This is a genomic window from Brevibacterium sp. ACRRH (assembly GCF_022346365.1).
Taxonomy (GTDB): Bacteria; Actinomycetota; Actinomycetes; order Actinomycetales; family Brevibacteriaceae; genus Brevibacterium; species Brevibacterium paucivorans.
This window is the reverse complement of record NZ_JAKRMN010000011.1, coordinates 1-15,330: the sequence shown is the minus strand read 5'-3', so window position 1 is coordinate 15,330 and position 15,330 is coordinate 1. Positions and strand designations below refer to the sequence as shown.

The 15,330-nt window shown below is 57.7% G+C and carries 12 protein-coding genes; 5 read left to right on the top strand and 7 right to left on the bottom strand.

Features of this window, described 5'->3' with window-relative positions; all coding sequences use genetic code 11:
• Nucleotides 1–72 precede the first annotated feature (72 nt).
• The 5 genes from MHX53_RS10250 (at nucleotide 73) to MHX53_RS10230 (ending at nucleotide 4,981) form a co-directional block, all read left to right on the top strand.
• Nucleotides 73–612, top strand: coding sequence for a peptidoglycan-binding protein (locus MHX53_RS10250; RefSeq protein WP_239272649.1), 540 nt, complete (start codon nucleotides 73–75; stop codon nucleotides 610–612).
• Nucleotides 613–823: 211 nt separating this feature from the next.
• Nucleotides 824–2,692 (top strand): molecular chaperone DnaK, encoded by a 1,869-nt coding sequence (gene dnaK / locus MHX53_RS10245; protein WP_239272648.1) that lies wholly within the window; start codon nucleotides 824–826, stop codon nucleotides 2,690–2,692.
• Complete coding sequence (locus tag MHX53_RS10240) at nucleotides 2,692–3,417, top strand: nucleotide exchange factor GrpE (protein WP_102239547.1); 726 nt, start codon at nucleotides 2,692–2,694, stop codon at nucleotides 3,415–3,417. Before dnaK ends, MHX53_RS10240 begins: the two co-directional genes overlap by 1 nt.
• Nucleotides 3,418–3,487: 70 nt before the next feature.
• Nucleotides 3,488–4,525, top strand: coding sequence for a DnaJ C-terminal domain-containing protein (locus MHX53_RS10235; RefSeq protein WP_102239548.1), 1,038 nt, complete (start codon nucleotides 3,488–3,490; stop codon nucleotides 4,523–4,525).
• 6 nt (nucleotides 4,526–4,531) lie between these two features.
• On the top strand, nucleotides 4,532–4,981 hold the full coding sequence (locus tag MHX53_RS10230) for a helix-turn-helix transcriptional regulator (RefSeq protein ID WP_257994598.1): 450 nt from the start codon (nucleotides 4,532–4,534) through the stop codon (nucleotides 4,979–4,981).
• A gap of 32 nt (nucleotides 4,982–5,013) precedes the next feature.
• Here MHX53_RS10230 and MHX53_RS10225 read toward each other — a convergent pair whose 3' ends face one another.
• The 7 genes from MHX53_RS10225 to MHX53_RS10195 all read right to left on the bottom strand — a co-directional run.
• Nucleotides 5,014–5,763 (bottom strand): maleylpyruvate isomerase family mycothiol-dependent enzyme, encoded by a 750-nt coding sequence (locus MHX53_RS10225; protein ID WP_239272647.1) that lies wholly within the window; start codon nucleotides 5,761–5,763, stop codon nucleotides 5,014–5,016.
• 85 nt (nucleotides 5,764–5,848) lie between these two features.
• A complete protein-coding gene (locus MHX53_RS10220) occupies nucleotides 5,849–7,450 on the bottom strand; it encodes a DASS family sodium-coupled anion symporter (RefSeq protein WP_102239551.1) in 1,602 nt (533 codons plus the stop codon).
• A gap of 218 nt (nucleotides 7,451–7,668) precedes the next feature.
• Nucleotides 7,669–9,021, bottom strand: coding sequence for a hypothetical protein (locus tag MHX53_RS10215; RefSeq protein ID WP_239272646.1), 1,353 nt, complete (start codon nucleotides 9,019–9,021; stop codon nucleotides 7,669–7,671).
• Between the two features lie 260 nt (nucleotides 9,022–9,281).
• The gene (locus MHX53_RS11850; protein ID WP_239272645.1) at nucleotides 9,282–11,420 is read right to left on the bottom strand and encodes an HNH endonuclease signature motif containing protein; all 2,139 of its coding nucleotides are present in this window, start codon (nucleotides 11,418–11,420) and stop codon (nucleotides 9,282–9,284) included.
• A 321-nt stretch (nucleotides 11,421–11,741) separates the two neighbouring features.
• Nucleotides 11,742–13,217 (bottom strand): LPXTG cell wall anchor domain-containing protein, encoded by a 1,476-nt coding sequence (locus tag MHX53_RS10205; protein ID WP_239272644.1) that lies wholly within the window; start codon nucleotides 13,215–13,217, stop codon nucleotides 11,742–11,744.
• 199 nt (nucleotides 13,218–13,416) lie between these two features.
• Nucleotides 13,417–14,592: a hypothetical protein gene (locus tag MHX53_RS10200; RefSeq protein WP_239272643.1), complete on the bottom strand. Its 1,176-nt coding sequence runs from the start codon at nucleotides 14,590–14,592 to the stop codon at nucleotides 13,417–13,419.
• A gap of 193 nt (nucleotides 14,593–14,785) precedes the next feature.
• Nucleotides 14,786–15,330: LPXTG cell wall anchor domain-containing protein (locus MHX53_RS10195; RefSeq protein WP_239272642.1), on the bottom strand; the 545-nt coding region annotated here is incomplete at its 5' end.

Sequence of the window (15,330 nt, the reverse complement as noted above, 5' to 3'; positions counted from 1 at the left end):
GCATGAGCACACTGCAGATGACGCGAACTGGGGCCAAGGAAACGAGAACAATCCATGACAGGAGCGAACATCGTGAAGACAATTACCCGCATCACAACGAGCACCGCAATTGCAACCGGAATTCTCGCCGCAGGCTTCCTGGCTACGGGCCCAGCAATGGCAACCGAAGGCACCAAGCCAGCCTTCCCTGACGCAGAGGCTGTTGCTGCCGCTGACCTCAGCCCAGAACAGGTTGAAAACGCAAAGACCATCATTCAGGTGGGTAAGGAAAATGGCATCAGCCGCCAGGGCATCAAGATCGCCCTCATGACTGCATCGCAGGAGTCCAACCTCATCAACGTTGACTACGGTGACCGTGACTCCTTGGGTCTGTTCCAGCAGCGCCCATCGGCAGGATGGGGTACCCCTGAGCAGGTTCAGGACCCAGTGTTCGCTGCCAAGTCCTTCTACGGTGTGAACCCTGAAGTATCGCCAAACGGTCTTCTGCAGATCCAGGGTTGGGAGCAGATGGCACCTGGTGACGCTGCTCAGGCAGTTCAGGTTTCCGCGTTCCCTGACGCTTACGCCAAGTGGGAAGGCCAGGCTGAGGAGCTTCTCAACCAGCACTTCTAAGTCTTACTTTAAGGCGAGCGGCCCTGCGCAGAGTGTTGCGCGGGGCCGCTTATGTTGTGTGCGCGCAAAGAACTTTTGGACCGCGGAATAAAAGGCGTGACTTCAAAGTTGAGTCTAGTGAACGCAAGTTTCCTGATATGTGGTTTGACATGTCAGGCAGAAGGTTTAAGGCTTGAGTCAAAAGCACTCAACTCTGAGGAGGAATGATTTTATGGCACGCGCAGTTGGTATCGACCTCGGTACAACAAACTCAGTAGTGGCTGTCCTGGAAGGTGGAGAGCCCAAAGTTATTGCTAACGCTGAAGGTGGACGCACCACCCCATCGGTCGTGGCTGTCAACAAGAACGGTGACTCGCTGGTTGGTGAAATCGCAAAGCGCCAGGCAGTCATGAACGTCAAGAACACGGTTGCTTCAGTTAAGCGCCACATGGGAACTGACTGGACCACCGAACTGGACGGCAAGAAGCTCACTGCTCCAGAAGTTTCGGCACGTATTCTGCAGAAGCTCAAGCACGACGCTGAAGAATACCTGCAGGAAGAAGTCACCGACGCAGTGATTACCGTTCCCGCATACTTCAACGACGCTCAGCGTCAGGCAACCAAGGACGCAGGTCAGATCGCTGGTCTGAACGTTCTGCGCATCATCAACGAGCCAACCGCGGCAGCTCTCGCATACGGTCTGGAACGCGGTAAGGAAGACGAACTCATTCTGGTGTTCGACCTCGGTGGCGGTACTTTCGACGTGTCGCTTCTGGAAGTCGGCAAGGACGATGACGACTTCTCCACGATTCAGGTGCGCGCCACCTCGGGAGATAACAAACTGGGTGGTGACGACTGGGACCAGGCGATCGTGAACTGGCTGGTTGAAAAGGTCAAGAGCGGATACGGCGTTGACCCAACCAAGGACTCCTCGGCAATGCAGCGCCTGAAGGAAGCAGCTGAGCAGGCCAAGAAGGAACTGTCCAGTGCAACCAGCACCAACATCAGCCTGCAGTACCTGTCCATGAGCGAAAACGGCCCAATCCACTTGGACGAAAGCCTGTCCCGCGCCAAGTTCGAAGAACTGACCCACGACCTGCTCGAGCGCACCAAGGCTCCTTTCCAGGCAGTCATCCGTGACGCTGGCGTGGACGTCAAGGACATCGACCACGTTGTTCTGGTTGGTGGTTCGACCCGTATGCCAGCAGTCGCTGAAGTCGTGAAGGACCTGACTGGTGGTCGCGAACCTAACAAGGGTGTAAACCCAGACGAGGTTGTGGCAATCGGTGCAGCTGTTCAGGCTGGTGTGCTCAAGGGTGAACGTAAGGACGTTCTGCTCATTGACGTCACACCACTGTCCCTGGGTCTGGAAACCAAGGGTGGAGTGATGACCAAGCTCATCGAACGCAACACCCCAATTCCAACCAAGAAGTCGGAAACTTTCACCACTGCTGAAGACAACCAGCCTTCGGTTTCTATCCAGGTGTTCCAGGGTGAACGTGAGTTCACGCGCGACAACAAGGCACTGGGAACCTTTGAGCTGACCGGAATTGCGCCTGCGCCACGCGGCTTGCCACAGATCGAAGTGTCGTTCGATATCGACGCCAACGGTATCGTCCACGTGTCCGCAAAGGACAAGGGCACTGGTAAGGAACAGTCCATGACCATCACTGGTGGTTCGGCTATTCCTCAGGAAGACATCGAACGCATGGTGCGTGAAGCTGAAGAGCACGCGGAAGAAGACAAGAAGCGTCGCGAAGCAGCCGACAAGCGCAACGTTGCTGAGAACATGGCTTACCAGACCGACAAGCTCATCAAGGACAACGACGACAAGCTTCCTGAAGACGTGAAGAAGGAAGTTCAGGCCGACGTTGACGAGCTGAAGGAAGCGCTCAAGGGCGACGACGACGCAGCTGTTGAAAAGGCACTGGAGAAGCTCCAGACCTCGCAGACCAAGCTGGGTGAAGCACTCTACGCACAGCAGCCTGCTGACGGTGCCGCAGGTGCTGACACTGCAGGTGCCGGTGCGGCTGACTCCGCAAACGCGGACGACGACGTGGTAGACGCTGAAGTGATCGATGAGGACGAGGAGAACAAGTAATGTCCACCGAGAAACCGTTCGACAGCGCTGGGGAGCCTGCTGAACAGGGCTTCTCGTTTACCGACAAGCGCCGTGTGGACCCCGAAACCGGTGAAGTGCGCGCCCCTAAGGACGCGCAGGAACAGGCAGGCGGGGAGCCTGTAGGCGCGGAACCAGCGGCCGAGCCCGCTGGGGCCGAAGCCACGGAAGCTGGAGAGCCAGCAACTGGCGAACCTGCAGCCGGAGAGCCAGCGGCCGACGCGAGCGACCTCGGGGTGGACATCCCCGAGGACGCCTCGGATCTCAGCGACAGCGATGGTGCGGAAGTGTCAGCGGAAGCTGCGCAGCACCTCGAGGATCTGCAGCGACTCAACGCCGAATACGCGGCCTACCGTCGCCGTTCCGAACGTGAGCGCGACCGCGCCCACGAAAACGGAATGGTCAAGGTGACCGAGGCGCTCATGCCGATCCTGGACGACGTTCGTCTGGCGCGCGAAGCGGGCGATGTCGAAGGACAGTTCGCAAAGCACGTCGACAGGCTGTTTGAAGCCCTGGGCAAGCTGGGCATTGAGCAGTACGGCGAAGTCGGTGAAGTGTTCGACCCGAACGTTCACGAAGCGCTTATGCAACAACCAAGTGAGGAAGTCGAAGAACCCACGGTGTTCCTCGTTATGCAGCCGGGATACCGGATGGGTGAACGAGTCCTCAAAGCCGCACGCGTGGGAGTTCACGTACCCGCAGAGTAAGACGGGCGCGTGCTACGGCCATAAGTGCCGTAGCACGCGAGCGGAAATGTAAGAAGGAAGGAGGTGCCAGATGAACTCGGGACCTCAGAACGAATGGTTTGAAAAGGACTACTACGCAACCCTGGGGGTCTCTAAGGACGCCTCCGCCTCGGAAATTAAGAAGGCCTACCGCAAACTGGCCCGCAAGTATCACCCGGATGCCAACCCGGGCGATAAAGCAGCGGAAGAAAAGTTCAAGGACGTCAGCGCCGCAAACCAGGTGCTGTCGGACCCGGAAACTCGAAAGCAGTACGACCAGGTTCGGGCCATGGGGTCCGGCGCACGTTTCAGCGCCGGATCCGGTGGCTCCGGCCAGGGGTTCGAGGACATTTTCTCCGGACTGTTTAACACCGGTGGTGGCTACACCACCCGTGGAACCGGCGGTCCTGGTGGACCCGACCTGGGAGACATCTTCGGAAACTTTGGCGGGGGGAACTTTGGCGGCGGATACTCGCCGGGAGGCTTTTCCGGTGGAGGGTACTCACCAGGTGGGTTCTCCGGTGGAGGATTTGGCCCGCAGAAGGGTGGCGACTTCAAAGCTTCGACACGCTTGTCGTTTAAAGAAGCGGTTGAAGGTGCCACGGTGAAACTGACGATGCCCGGTGGTAAACCGCTGACCGTGCGCACCCCGGTGGGGGTGAGTGACGGGCAGAAGGTTCGTTTGGCAGGCAAAGGCAAGCCGGGAACTAACGGTGGCCCAAATGGAGATGTGATCCTCACGGTTCACGTTGACAAGCACCCCGTGTTCACCCGCGATGGCAACAACCTGCGCATGAACCTGCCGGTGACGTTTGCGGAAGCGGCTTTGGGCGCGACGGTCGACGTTCCAACCTTGGGCGGCGGTTCCGTGCGCATGCGGGTGCCGGCGGGCACGCCGTCTGGACGGGTTTTGCGCGTCCGTGGCAAGGGGATCAACGGTAAGCAGACCGGTGACTTGCTGGTCACCATTGAGATTGCGGTGCCGCGCAACCTGAATGCGGATGCGAAAGCTGCCGTGGAAGCCTTCGCAAAAGCCACTGAAGGCGAGGACCCTCGTGAGGGACTCGCAGCCAAAGCAAGCCGAGGATGATGCGCCGTGATTAGTTCAAGCGCAGCAGTGTATGTCATATCGGTGGCAGCGGACCTTGCCGGGATGCACCCGCAGACGTTGCGCCAATATGACCGGCTTGGCTTGGTGATCCCTGAGCGGACTGCCGGCCGAGGTCGTCGCTACTCCGCTGACGACGTCGCCAAATTGCGTCTCATCCAGAGCTTGAGCCAGGAAGAAGGTATCAATCTTGCTGGTATCAAGCGGATCCTCGAGCTTAAAGAGGAAGTCGACGAAGCCCGTCGCCAGCTCAGGGCCATGGAAGAGAAAGTGGAGGCCGCGCGTCAGCATGCCGCCGCGGTCGACCGAGTGTTCGCCGCCGGTTCAGCGGGAGACGTGGTGTCGATTCTCAAGGGGGAACGACCTCGGACGCGGATTGCGGGAGCATTGCTCCCGCCAGCACGTTCGGGCCGACCCACGCTAGTACACAGGCGGTAGGTAGAGCCTCAGATAGGTAGAGCCTTAGAACCTTACAGCCACTGAGGGGGCGCAGGGAGATCTCGAGGAGTCGAGTCACCCGCGCCTCCTTTTGCATTGTCATCGCGCCCTGACACCGGCCAACCGCGGCCCAGCAGGTGTTGGAGAACCTCGGCTTTGTGGCCGGTCACCTGGACCTGTTGGGTGTCTTCGCTGGTGCAAATGTGCAGGTCTTCGCCCGTGTCGGTGAAGTGAAGCAGATAGTTCACGGGTTCTCCCCGGTCCTCCCACGTGGAGGTGACGTCCGTTAGGAGCCGGTCTGTCACCTCGGCGGGAAAGTCCAGTGCAGTCATCCCAATGTTGAGGTCAAGCGCGTGGATAAAGCACTCACGGGCACGCAGCCACGGAATGTCAGAGGCGGGGATGGTGGCCCCGCGCCCGCTGACCACCTGGGTTTCCCAGCGGTCCTGGGGGAGGAGGCCGAGGTCGTGGGCGAGTTCGTCTGCAACTTCGTGTGACATGGTGATGACGTCGCCGTTTTCGAGGTGTTTGACGTCATCTTCGATTGCTTGGTCGCGGGCGTCGCGGGACGGGTACATGGGGGTCTTTTCGCCGGTGCGAGCCCAGTGCAGCAGACGCATGAACCCTTCCGCGTTGTGCATCATGTGTACGGCCACGTGTTTGCGCGACCAGTCTGGTAGGAGCGACGGTTCGTCCAGGTTGGCCCTGGAGAGCTGGTCGAGGGTCTGAAGGTAGAAGGCCTCGGCCAGTGTGCGGAAGTCAAGGTCTTTTTGAAGAGACATAAATGTACCTTTGTGAGGTGGGTTGGTTGGCCGTGGGCCGGAGCGCCCGGGGTGGGCGCCCGGGGTTAGCGCCCGGGCGCGTGCTTTAGACCAGGCCGATCCACTTCCAGTAGGTGGCCGAAAGTAGCAAGACCAACAGGTACCCGACCACGGTGATGGGGATACCGGCCTTGAGGAACTGCTTGGCAGTGAACGCACCGGTTCCGTACGCCAGCATGTTCTGTGGCGCGGAGATGGGGAGCAGGAAGCCGAAGCAGATGAGGAACTGCTGGATGATGACGAACCCGATTCCCCCGTTTGCCGCGCCGGGCACGGACTGGGCGAGCGCGATGAACACAGGGATGAGGGCCGAGCTGAGCGAGGTCGCTGAAGCGAAGCCCAAGTGGATGAGAATGGTGAACAGACCGACGATGGCGATCATGGCCAGCATTGGCATGTTCGTGATGCCGATTGCGCCGAAGGTCTTTTCTGACAGCCATTCTGCGGCGCCGGTCTTAAGGAGGAGGCTACCGAGCGAGATTCCCACCGCGAACACGATGAGGGTTCCCCAGTTGATGAGCTTTTCGGCGGTCTTCCACGAGAACACACCAACTTTGGGGAGGAGCAGGAAGCCGATAGCGACGATGGTGACCGTTGCGGAGTCGAATGGGTGGAGGGACTTTTCGGTTGCCCATAGGAAGAGCAGGATGACCGCGACGATGATGAGGCGGATTTCCTTACCGGAGATGGGGCCGAGTTCTTTCAGATTGCGTTCGATGACTGCGCGACCACCTTCGATGTGGTCGACTTCGGGTTTGATGGCCCACCGCATGATGAAAAACAGGGCGATGCTCATCAGGACCGACCATGGGGCGGCCCACATGAACCACTGACCCCAGGACACCTGCTGGTGCATGGACGTTTCGATGAAGTTGGTGGCGACGATGTTCTGTGCGGCCGCGGTCTTGATACCGACGTTCCACACGGAGACTGCTTGAGCGGCGGTGATGATCAGCAGGGCGCCCAAGCGGGAGTTGGTTGCCAGGCCGAATGCGGCGACCATACCCAGAAGGATGGGGACGACTGCGCCGGCGCGTGCGGTGGCCGAGGGAACGAAGAACGCCAGGATTGTGGAAATTGCGATGGCGCCGATGAGGACGTTGCTGGTCTTTTCACCGGCGAATTTGAGGACGAGGAGGGCGAGGCGTTTGTGGAGGCCAGTGGCCTGCATGGCGGCGGCCAGTGCGAGGGCGGCTGCGACGAGGGCTACTGCTGAGCTGGCGAAGCCGCTGAGGGCGAGTTTGATGGACTCTGTGGTGCCCATGGCTTCTGTTGTTTCGCCCGTGAGGGGAGCGGCGAACGACAGGGCAATCGTGATGATGCCGACGATGAGAATTGAGGACACCGTGTAGCTGACGGCTTCGGTGACCCACATGATGATGGCGAATGCCAGGATGGCGAGTGCTTGTTTACCTGCGAGGGTCAGGCCTTCGCCGGTGGGGATCAGCAGGATTCCAAAGAGGGCGATGAAGGAGACGGCAAACCAGATGGGTTTGAGGTTGAGGTGGGCTAGGAAGCCGTCGGGGTGTTTGTTGGATTCTTCGGCGCTTGCGCGTGCGACCGCCTCTTTTTCGCGTTTGACCTCAGCGGAGGCTTGCGAGCGTTGTTCAGCCTTTTTACGAAGTGAGCTTTTGGCGGGCTCGGCCATGGCATTCCAATCTTTGGGTGCGGGTGTTCCTGCAGTCACCGAAGAGGATACGCCCCGTGCGTGACATTTTCGTGAACTGTCACATTGTGGGTGAGGGCTTCTACGTATGTGGGCAGGCGCTGAATTTGGGGTGTGGATGTGCAAGAGGGCCGAGGCTGTTTTGTGTGCCCCGGCCCTCTTGCGTGCCGTATTTAGTTGTTGCGTTCTTTTACCCGGTTTTACTTGGTGCGACGGCGGGTGATCAGCACGGTTGCTGCGCCGACGGTGAGGAGTGCCCCACCGGCGAGCAGGCCGGTGAGTCCTGCACCGGTGCGTGGGAGGTCCGAGGAGTTGCCGGAGCTGGAGTCGTTGCCGGAACCTGAACCGTTATCCGAACCGCTACCCGAGCCGTTGTCGCCTGCTTCAGCGTCATCGTCGTTGTCGCTCTTCTTGCCGTTGGTGACGGTGAAGTGGTCGGTCAGTTCACCTTGTTCGCTCTTGATGGTGACTTTGTACTTGCCGACGAAGCTTTCAATGCTTTGGCCCCTTTGAACACCGTTAAGCGTGGTTCCCCAGCGACCTTCTTCGTCAGCGGTTGCTTCGTTTTCGTAGTCTTCGACCTTGCCTTCGCCATCAACCTTGGTGACCGAGTAGGTGAATTTCTCGTTAGGTTCGAGGCCCACGACGCCGATTTGAACGCCGGTTTTTTTGTTGAGGAATTCTTTTGCGGTCAGTTCGTGGCGGTCCAGTGTCAGCTTGTAACGAGTTTCGTCTTCGTCCGGGTTGCCACTGTCTTCGCTGTCTTTGACGACGGTAAATGATGTGTTGGTGTTGATGACGTTGCCTTCTCCGTCAAAGAGCTTCACCGTGTACTCGCCGAGCAGTGCTTCTACGGCGGTGTCACTAGAAACGGTGACGTCGAAGGACCCGTTTGCTTCCTTGGCTGTGAATGGGCGGGCGATTTCAATCCCCTTGCCGCCTTCGATGACCCACGTGTAGTTCTTGCCAGGTTCCAGGTTCTTGTATTCGACGGTGAGTCCGTTGTCGCGGAACGGGGTGGCACGAATTTTGTCGTGTTCGACCGTGGCTTCTGGTTTGGGGGCGTCAGGGTTGGCATCGTCGCTCGGGTTGTCATCATCGCCTGTGTTCTCGTCGTCACCGATTACTGAGAACGTGGCGGTGCCGACAGTCTCACCGTTTTCGTCCTTGACGGTCACGGTGTAGTTAGCGATAAGGACGTCTGCCGCTCCGTCCGGGTTTGGAAGTGTGACAGTGAAGTTCCCGTCGCTGTCTTCGGCTGTGAAGGAGCCTGGCTCTTCAATATGGTGGTCACTGGTGAGCGTCCACGAGTACTTCTTGCCGGATTCCAGGTTCTTGAAGTTGACGGTTTGCCCGTTGTCGCGGAAGTCGGTGGCCTGCTTCTTCTTGTTCTCAACTGAAAATTCAGGCTTGGGTGCCTCCGGCTCGTCTGTAGCTGAAGCGGATCCGGAGTCGGGGTTTGTGGTGGCTGGGGATGCGACTGCAGCGGAGCCAGCGAACGCTACTGATCCTGCTACTACTGCAACGGCTGGGGCGAGGAGAATTTTCTTCATGATGTACCTTCCGCAATTTTTTCGCGTGTAGTTCCACTATGGTTGTAATCTGAAGCTAAAACAACATGTGTAAGTTTTGTTCGTCACATTTTTCGTGGCCTCCAGTGAATTTTTAGTTGTTATGCAGGTCACACGGATTGCGGGTTGTGTTACTGAGAAGCGCGTGTGTGCCCACAGGGCAGCCGGGCGACGGGAGCCAGGCAACTAGAACCGAGCGGCCAGCACGTGACGGCCAGAGTCGGAGAACTGGAGCCAGGCAACTAGAACGGTGGCGGGTCATCGCCGGGCTGCGGGCTAAACGCTTCCCATGGATCCATGGGTGCTGATATTGGCGCTTGTGCGGTGGCGACAGCTACATGTGGGGCGTGGATGGCAACTTGCGGGATGTGCTGGGTCGTTGTTTCTGTCGTTGTTTCTTTGGCCCCCGTTCGTTCACGAGCTTCGCGTTCCTCGGCAAGGAACTTGTCGATGCTGTGGCTGACGTCGACCTCGCCGGTGTCAAAGTATTCAAGGAGCTGTTCGTAGTGAGCTTGATTGATTCGTGATTCCGGAGGGTAGACAAGCGTGGTGCCGATCCGTGGGAATTCCCATGCAAGTGCTCCGTCCTCAAGTCTGGTTACGTTGATCCGTTTCTGCGTTTTCTCTTGATGGTGCTTCTTGCAAAGTGGATGTAGGTTTTCGAGCACGGTCTGCCCGCCTTGCGCAGGCTCGGCGTGGTTGAACGGTTCGATGTGGTCTTTTTCACACACTCTGGCTGGTACAGGGCACCAGGGCACAGAGCAGTCATCCCACCTGGCTTCCAATGTGCGTTTCAGGGGTGCGGTTACCCGGTATTTGGTGGGCGTCGATTCGAGTACTACGCCGGTTTGCGGGTCAGTGAACATGCGGTACAACCATGTTGCGTCCATGAGCACTTGGTCTGCCGTTTGCGGGTCGATGGGTATGCGGTTGTTCAGCATGACTGGCACATGCACTCGATCTTTAAGCGCTGGCTGAAGCGCGTGCTCATCAGGCACGATTCCATGTATTGAGTTTTCACCGAGTCGCATTAATTGAAGTTGTTTACCCGGCGGACTTTCCTTTTTGAGCCCTTGGCGTGAGACTTTGCCAGGTGGTTTTTCGCTGACCATGTGTATGAGGGGAACCGTCAGGTTGATGCTGGCTTGGGATTTCAACCACTCTTCGTCGGCGGGCATCGAAATGTACAGCTCGAGTTCGTGTACGTTCTGTGCCCGGTTCGCTTCCCATCGATCTTCGAACACGGGCATCTGGGTGAGTCCCGAAGCTCCTTCGCGACCGCTCTCGCGCTCGGACTTTTCAACGCGTGCGGGTGCCTGCTGGCGAGTGGGAATGATCCGGGCCCGCACAGTAGTCGATGGTTTGGAGCCGAGAAGCAAATCAAACATCAGCTGGTTCATCAGCCGCCCGTCGTCGATCACTACCTTGCCGAGATCACCCACTCGCACCTCGGTCTTTCCGCTCGATGGGCGTGTGAAGAATACCTCGTGGTCTTTTTCGTCAAGGGTCGTGGTGAACGGGTCGATGTGGTTGGATTTGATCGCTTTGGCGGACCCGCGAAGTCGTTGGAAAAACGCTTGAACGCGAAGCGTGGGCCCGGCGACTCTGAGCGTGGAAGTGCCGTCGCCGTTGTCCCAGCACTGGACAGTTCGGTTTCGTGTGTCGTCATCATTCCGCGACTGTGGCGACGTGAGCATCGCGAGGATCTCATTGACATGTTTCCGGTACGTCTTGTTGGTGACATCGACGCGCTTGGCGGTCAGTAATTCATCAAAGCGAGGGATGCACACGCTGGTATAGCTGACCCGGCTGACGGTGTACATGAGTCGGTCAAAACTGACCACCCCTTGCTTCACAAGAGACCAGAGCTTGGGCATCAAAAGCGTTGCGGTTATGGTTTTCCGCGCTCGGGTTATCACATTTGGCCCGGTGCAATCCATGATTTCGGCTAACGCGCCAATCGTGGATGACGGCAGTGTCTCCATCAGTTTTTCTATTGCTTTAACGGCGAATGTTCCACGGTTGGGTACGACCACGCACGCCACCGTGTCTTCCAGGTAAACAGTAGGTCGATGTTTGCTCTTGAGTCCGAACGCGGCTCCTTGGCCCGAACCGCCGCCGGCCCCTGTGGTAGCAACTTGGCCGGTGATTGTGGGTGCGACGCCAGGCTCGGAGTTAAACACGGCCCGCAGTTCCGTGGAGTCCTGGTCGAGCGGGGAGAGGTGAGAAATAAGGATCTCGCTGAGTGCGTCTGCGCGTTGGACCTCTATTAAATGGGCCTCACGCTCAACTTCCCTATATGCATCGAATGCGCCGTCGTCCGGGTAGTTGTATGCATCCTCAGTCGATTCGTTGTGTGTGTGTATAGCATCTTTGCTCACCTCCTTGTGTGTACATTCTATTATCGTTCTAAACTGACGTCAAGTCACTTTAGCGCTAAAATCAATCAGGTTCGAATCACATTCGAATGATCTCCTGCGCAAACCGAGCAATACGGTGCGCTATATTGCGCCGGAACGCTCACTTTGCGCGGAACAAAAGTGGGGCCCGAGCATTCCGCTCGAGCCCCAAAACAGACTCCGCCACCTACGTAGCGGTTCACTCACTCGTTCACTTACTCCCGCGACGCTAAACGGGGAAGGCGGCTGCCACCTCGGCGGGGGCAGAAACCGGCTCACCCACCCGAGGCGGCAGAAGCACGACTACTTTTTACGGCGGCGCGTCACCAGTACGGTTGCCGCACCTACCGTGAGGAGTGCCCCACCGGCGATCAGGCCAGTGACGCCCATACCGGTGCGGGGCAGGTTGCCAGCCTCGCTAGCGTCACTGCCGGCCCCACCGTCACCAGAGCCACTGTCGTCACCGGAACCGTCGCCGGCCTCGGCGTCATCCTCTGAACCGTCACCTTCAGTGCCATCTTCAGTGTCACCAGTGTTGCCGTCGCCTGAGCCACCTTCAGTGTCACCGGAGTCACCACCGTCGCCACCCTCGGCATCGTCACCTTTGCCTTCGTGGACAACCGTGAAGGTCTCAGTCAGCTCGCCTTGTTCGCTCTTCACCGTGATTTTGTACTTGCCGACGAAGCTCTCGGCGCTCTGACCTTTCTGAACTCCGTGAATGGCGGTGCCGCCGCGGCCTTCTTCATCGGCGGTCCCTTCGCCTTCGAAGTCCTCGAATTTCCCGTCGCCGTCAACCTTGGTCACGGTGTACGTGAACTTCTCGTTTGGCTTCATGCCCACAATGCCGACCTGAATGCCAGAATCTTCGCTCAGGAACTCCTTGGTGGAGATCTCGAGGCGGTCAAGCGACATCATGTAGCGAGGTTTGTCTTCGTTGTTGTTACCGGCCTGCTCATCGTCCTTGACGACCTGAAACTCAGCGGAAGTGTCCACCGGTGTGCCGTTTTCGTCGTCCAGGGTCACCGTGTAGTTGCCCAGTAGGGCGTCCAGTTCAGTGTCGGACGCGACTTCAACGTAGAACGAGCCACTGTTCTTTTCTGCGGTGAAGGTGTCGGAGTTTTCGACCCCCGCTTCGCCACCCTTGAGGTTCCATGTGTACTTCTTGCCTGGTTCCAGGTTCTTGTAACGCACAATGAAGCCTTTATCGCGGAACGGCGTCACATGGATTTTGGTGTCTTCAACCGCAAGGCCTGGCTTGGAGCCGTCGGGCCCAGAAGCTTCATCGTCGGTAACCGTGAACGTCTCCTCGAGGTTCAGGTCGCTACCCGTGACAGTGACGGTGTATTCGCCGGTGACGTCCTCGAGGTCCTTGAAGATCGAGTGGGCAGTGAAGTTTTCCTTGACCTCTCCCGATGGGCCACTGCCAAGGGTCTTGGTCCACGGCTTAACGTCGCTTCCCTTCTTTGTCACCTTGTAGGTCACCATCTCGTGAGGAGACAGGCCCGTGATGTTAATGGTTACGGTCTTGTCGATGTCCTGGAAGTCCACCGCCGAAATGTTCTTAGGCGTAATCTTCAACTTGGGTTCGGACGGCTTTTCGTTGTCGTCCGCCGGCTCTGAGCTTCCGTCGTTTCCTTCCTTGGAGGTGGGTGCGTCAGTCGCCTTCTGTTGGGCGGGTGTTTCGTTAGGGGTCGCCGAGGTGGCAACGGCTGCGGGACCTGTAAAGGCTACGGATCCAGCAACGACTGCGACAGCTGGTGCGAGAAGTAGTTTCTTCATCACTATCCTTTGCTCGTGGGTACAGGTTCCCTTTCACCATGCGCATGGATGTGTGACGCAAACAACTTTTGTAAGTTTTGTAGGCACGAAAAATGCGGGGTCTGAGCGAATACTCAGACCCCGCACACTGTCGCCTAATGCGGCGACGAGTTCTGTGCTACTAGCCCCGTACTACGAATGACAGGACTGTTTCTTTGTCTTATTTGGTGCGGCGACGGGTAACCAGAACGGTTGCTGCACCCACGGTGAGGAGCACGCCACCGGCGATGAGGCCGGAGAGTTCCATACCGGTGCGTGGCAGGGTGTTCGAGGACTTACCGTTGCCCTTAGCGTTGTTGCTCTTACCGGAGTCGTTACCGGTGTTCTTAGCGTCGCCGTTACCGGAGTTGTTGTCTCCACCCTTAGCGTCACCCTTGTCTTTACCGTCACCCTTGTCGCCAGGCTTTGCGTCGTCCTTCTTGCCTGGGGTGTTGGTGACCGTGAAGGTGTCGGTGAGTACGCCTTCTTCGCTCTTGACGGTGACCTTGTAGGTTCCAACGAAGCCCTCGATGCCAGCGCCACCTTCGCGACCGTAAACGGTGTATGCCCATACGCCGTCCTTGTTGGCCTGAACATTCTTGAAAACGTTTTCGACTTTACCGTTACCGGCCTGCTTGGACACGGAGTAGGTGAACTTCTCGTTTGGCTTCAGGCCGGTCACAACAAGGTCCACACCCTTGTCCTTCTTTACGAAGTCACCAGGGGTAACTTCCTTAGGCGAAACCTTCAGACCGTACTTGGCAGCTTCTTCCTTAGGCTTGTCGCCTTCACCAGGCTTAGGTGCCTCTGGCTTCGGAGCTTCAGGCTTAGGTGCCTCTGGCTTTGGCTTCTCAGGCTTAGGGTCGTCCTTCTTGCCGGAGGTGTTGGTGACTTTGAAGGTGTCTGTGAGTGCGCCTGCTTCGCTCTTGACGGTGACCTTGTAGGTTCCAACGAAGCCCTGCAGGTCAGCGTCACCTTTTTGACCGTATACGGTGTATGCCCATACGCCGTCCTTGTTTGCCTGGACGTCGTTGAAGAGGGTTTCTACCTTACCGTTACCGGCCTGCTTGGACACTGAGTAGGTGAACTTTTCGTTTGGCTTAAGGCCAGTGACAACAAGTTTGACACCCTTGTCCTTTTTTACGAAGTCACCAGGGGTTACTTCCTTAGGCGAAACCTTCAGAGCGTACTTAGCAGTTTTTTCCTGGGACTTGTTACCTTCAGCAGACTTAGGGGCGTTTTGCTCGGCCTTAGGTGCTTCTGGAGCCGGGGCGGTAGCGGCGAATGCTACGTTTCCAGCGAGGGTCATGGAACCGGCTACAACTGCAACTGCTGGGGCAAGCAAGAACTTTTTCATTTCCGTCCTTCGTTATCGCTAAAGATTACTTGGAAATCATATGAGCATTGTCCAAGTTTCGCGACTTTTGTAACTTTTGGTCGCAGAAGTGCTGAAAACGACCAGTGGCCCGAGCGCGATGCTCGGGCCACTGGTCGTGGTTGCTAGTGCCGTTTAGTTTGTCTTGTGTTACGAGTTACGGCACTGTTTTGTCTTATTTGGTGCGGCGGCGGGTAACCAGAACGGTTGCTGCACCCACGGTGAGGAGCGCTCCACCAGCGATGAGGCCGGAGAGTTCCATACCGGTACGTGGCAGGGTGTTCGAGTCCTCTTTGCCACCCTTAGCGTTGTTGTCCTTAGCGTCGTCCTTACCGGAGTTGTTGTCTCCGCCCTTAGCGTCGGCCTTGCCGTTGCCGTTGTCGCCAGGCTTAGCTTCGTCCTTCTTGCCAGGGGTGTTGGTGACTTTGAAGCTGTCGGTGAGTACGCCTTCTTCGCTCTTGACGGTGACCTTGTAGGATCCCAGGAAGCCGGACAGTCCGTTGCTGCCTTCCTGACCGTAAACCGTGAAGGACCAGACACCGTCCTTGTTAGCCTGTACTTCTTTGAAGAGGGTCTTTACCTTACCGCCATCTTGCTTGGACACCGAGTAGCGGAACTTCTCGTTTGGCTTCAGACCAGTAACAGTAAGCTGAACACCCTTGTCCTTCTTCACGAAGTCACCAGGGGTAACTTCCTTAGGCGAAACCTTCAGACCGTACT

Bases quoted from the DNA above. Each gene is read 5' to 3' on its own strand.
- MHX53_RS10240 (WP_102239547.1), top strand. From the start codon at position 2,692: ATGTCCACCGAGAAACCGTTCGACAGCGCTGGGGAGCCTGCTGAACAG.
- MHX53_RS10205 (WP_239272644.1), bottom strand. From the start codon at position 13,217: ATGAAGAAACTACTTCTCGCACCAGCTGTCGCAGTCGTTGCTGGATCC.
- MHX53_RS10235 (WP_102239548.1), top strand. From the start codon at position 3,488: ATGAACTCGGGACCTCAGAACGAATGGTTTGAAAAGGACTACTACGCA.
- MHX53_RS10225 (WP_239272647.1), bottom strand. From the start codon at position 5,763: ATGTCTCTTCAAAAAGACCTTGACTTCCGCACACTGGCCGAGGCCTTC.
- MHX53_RS10200 (WP_239272643.1), bottom strand. From the start codon at position 14,592: ATGAAAAAGTTCTTGCTTGCCCCAGCAGTTGCAGTTGTAGCCGGTTCC.
- MHX53_RS10220 (WP_102239551.1), bottom strand. From the start codon at position 7,450: ATGGCCGAGCCCGCCAAAAGCTCACTTCGTAAAAAGGCTGAACAACGC.
- MHX53_RS10215 (WP_239272646.1), bottom strand. From the start codon at position 9,021: ATGAAGAAAATTCTCCTCGCCCCAGCCGTTGCAGTAGTAGCAGGATCA.
- dnaK (WP_239272648.1), top strand. From the start codon at position 824: ATGGCACGCGCAGTTGGTATCGACCTCGGTACAACAAACTCAGTAGTG.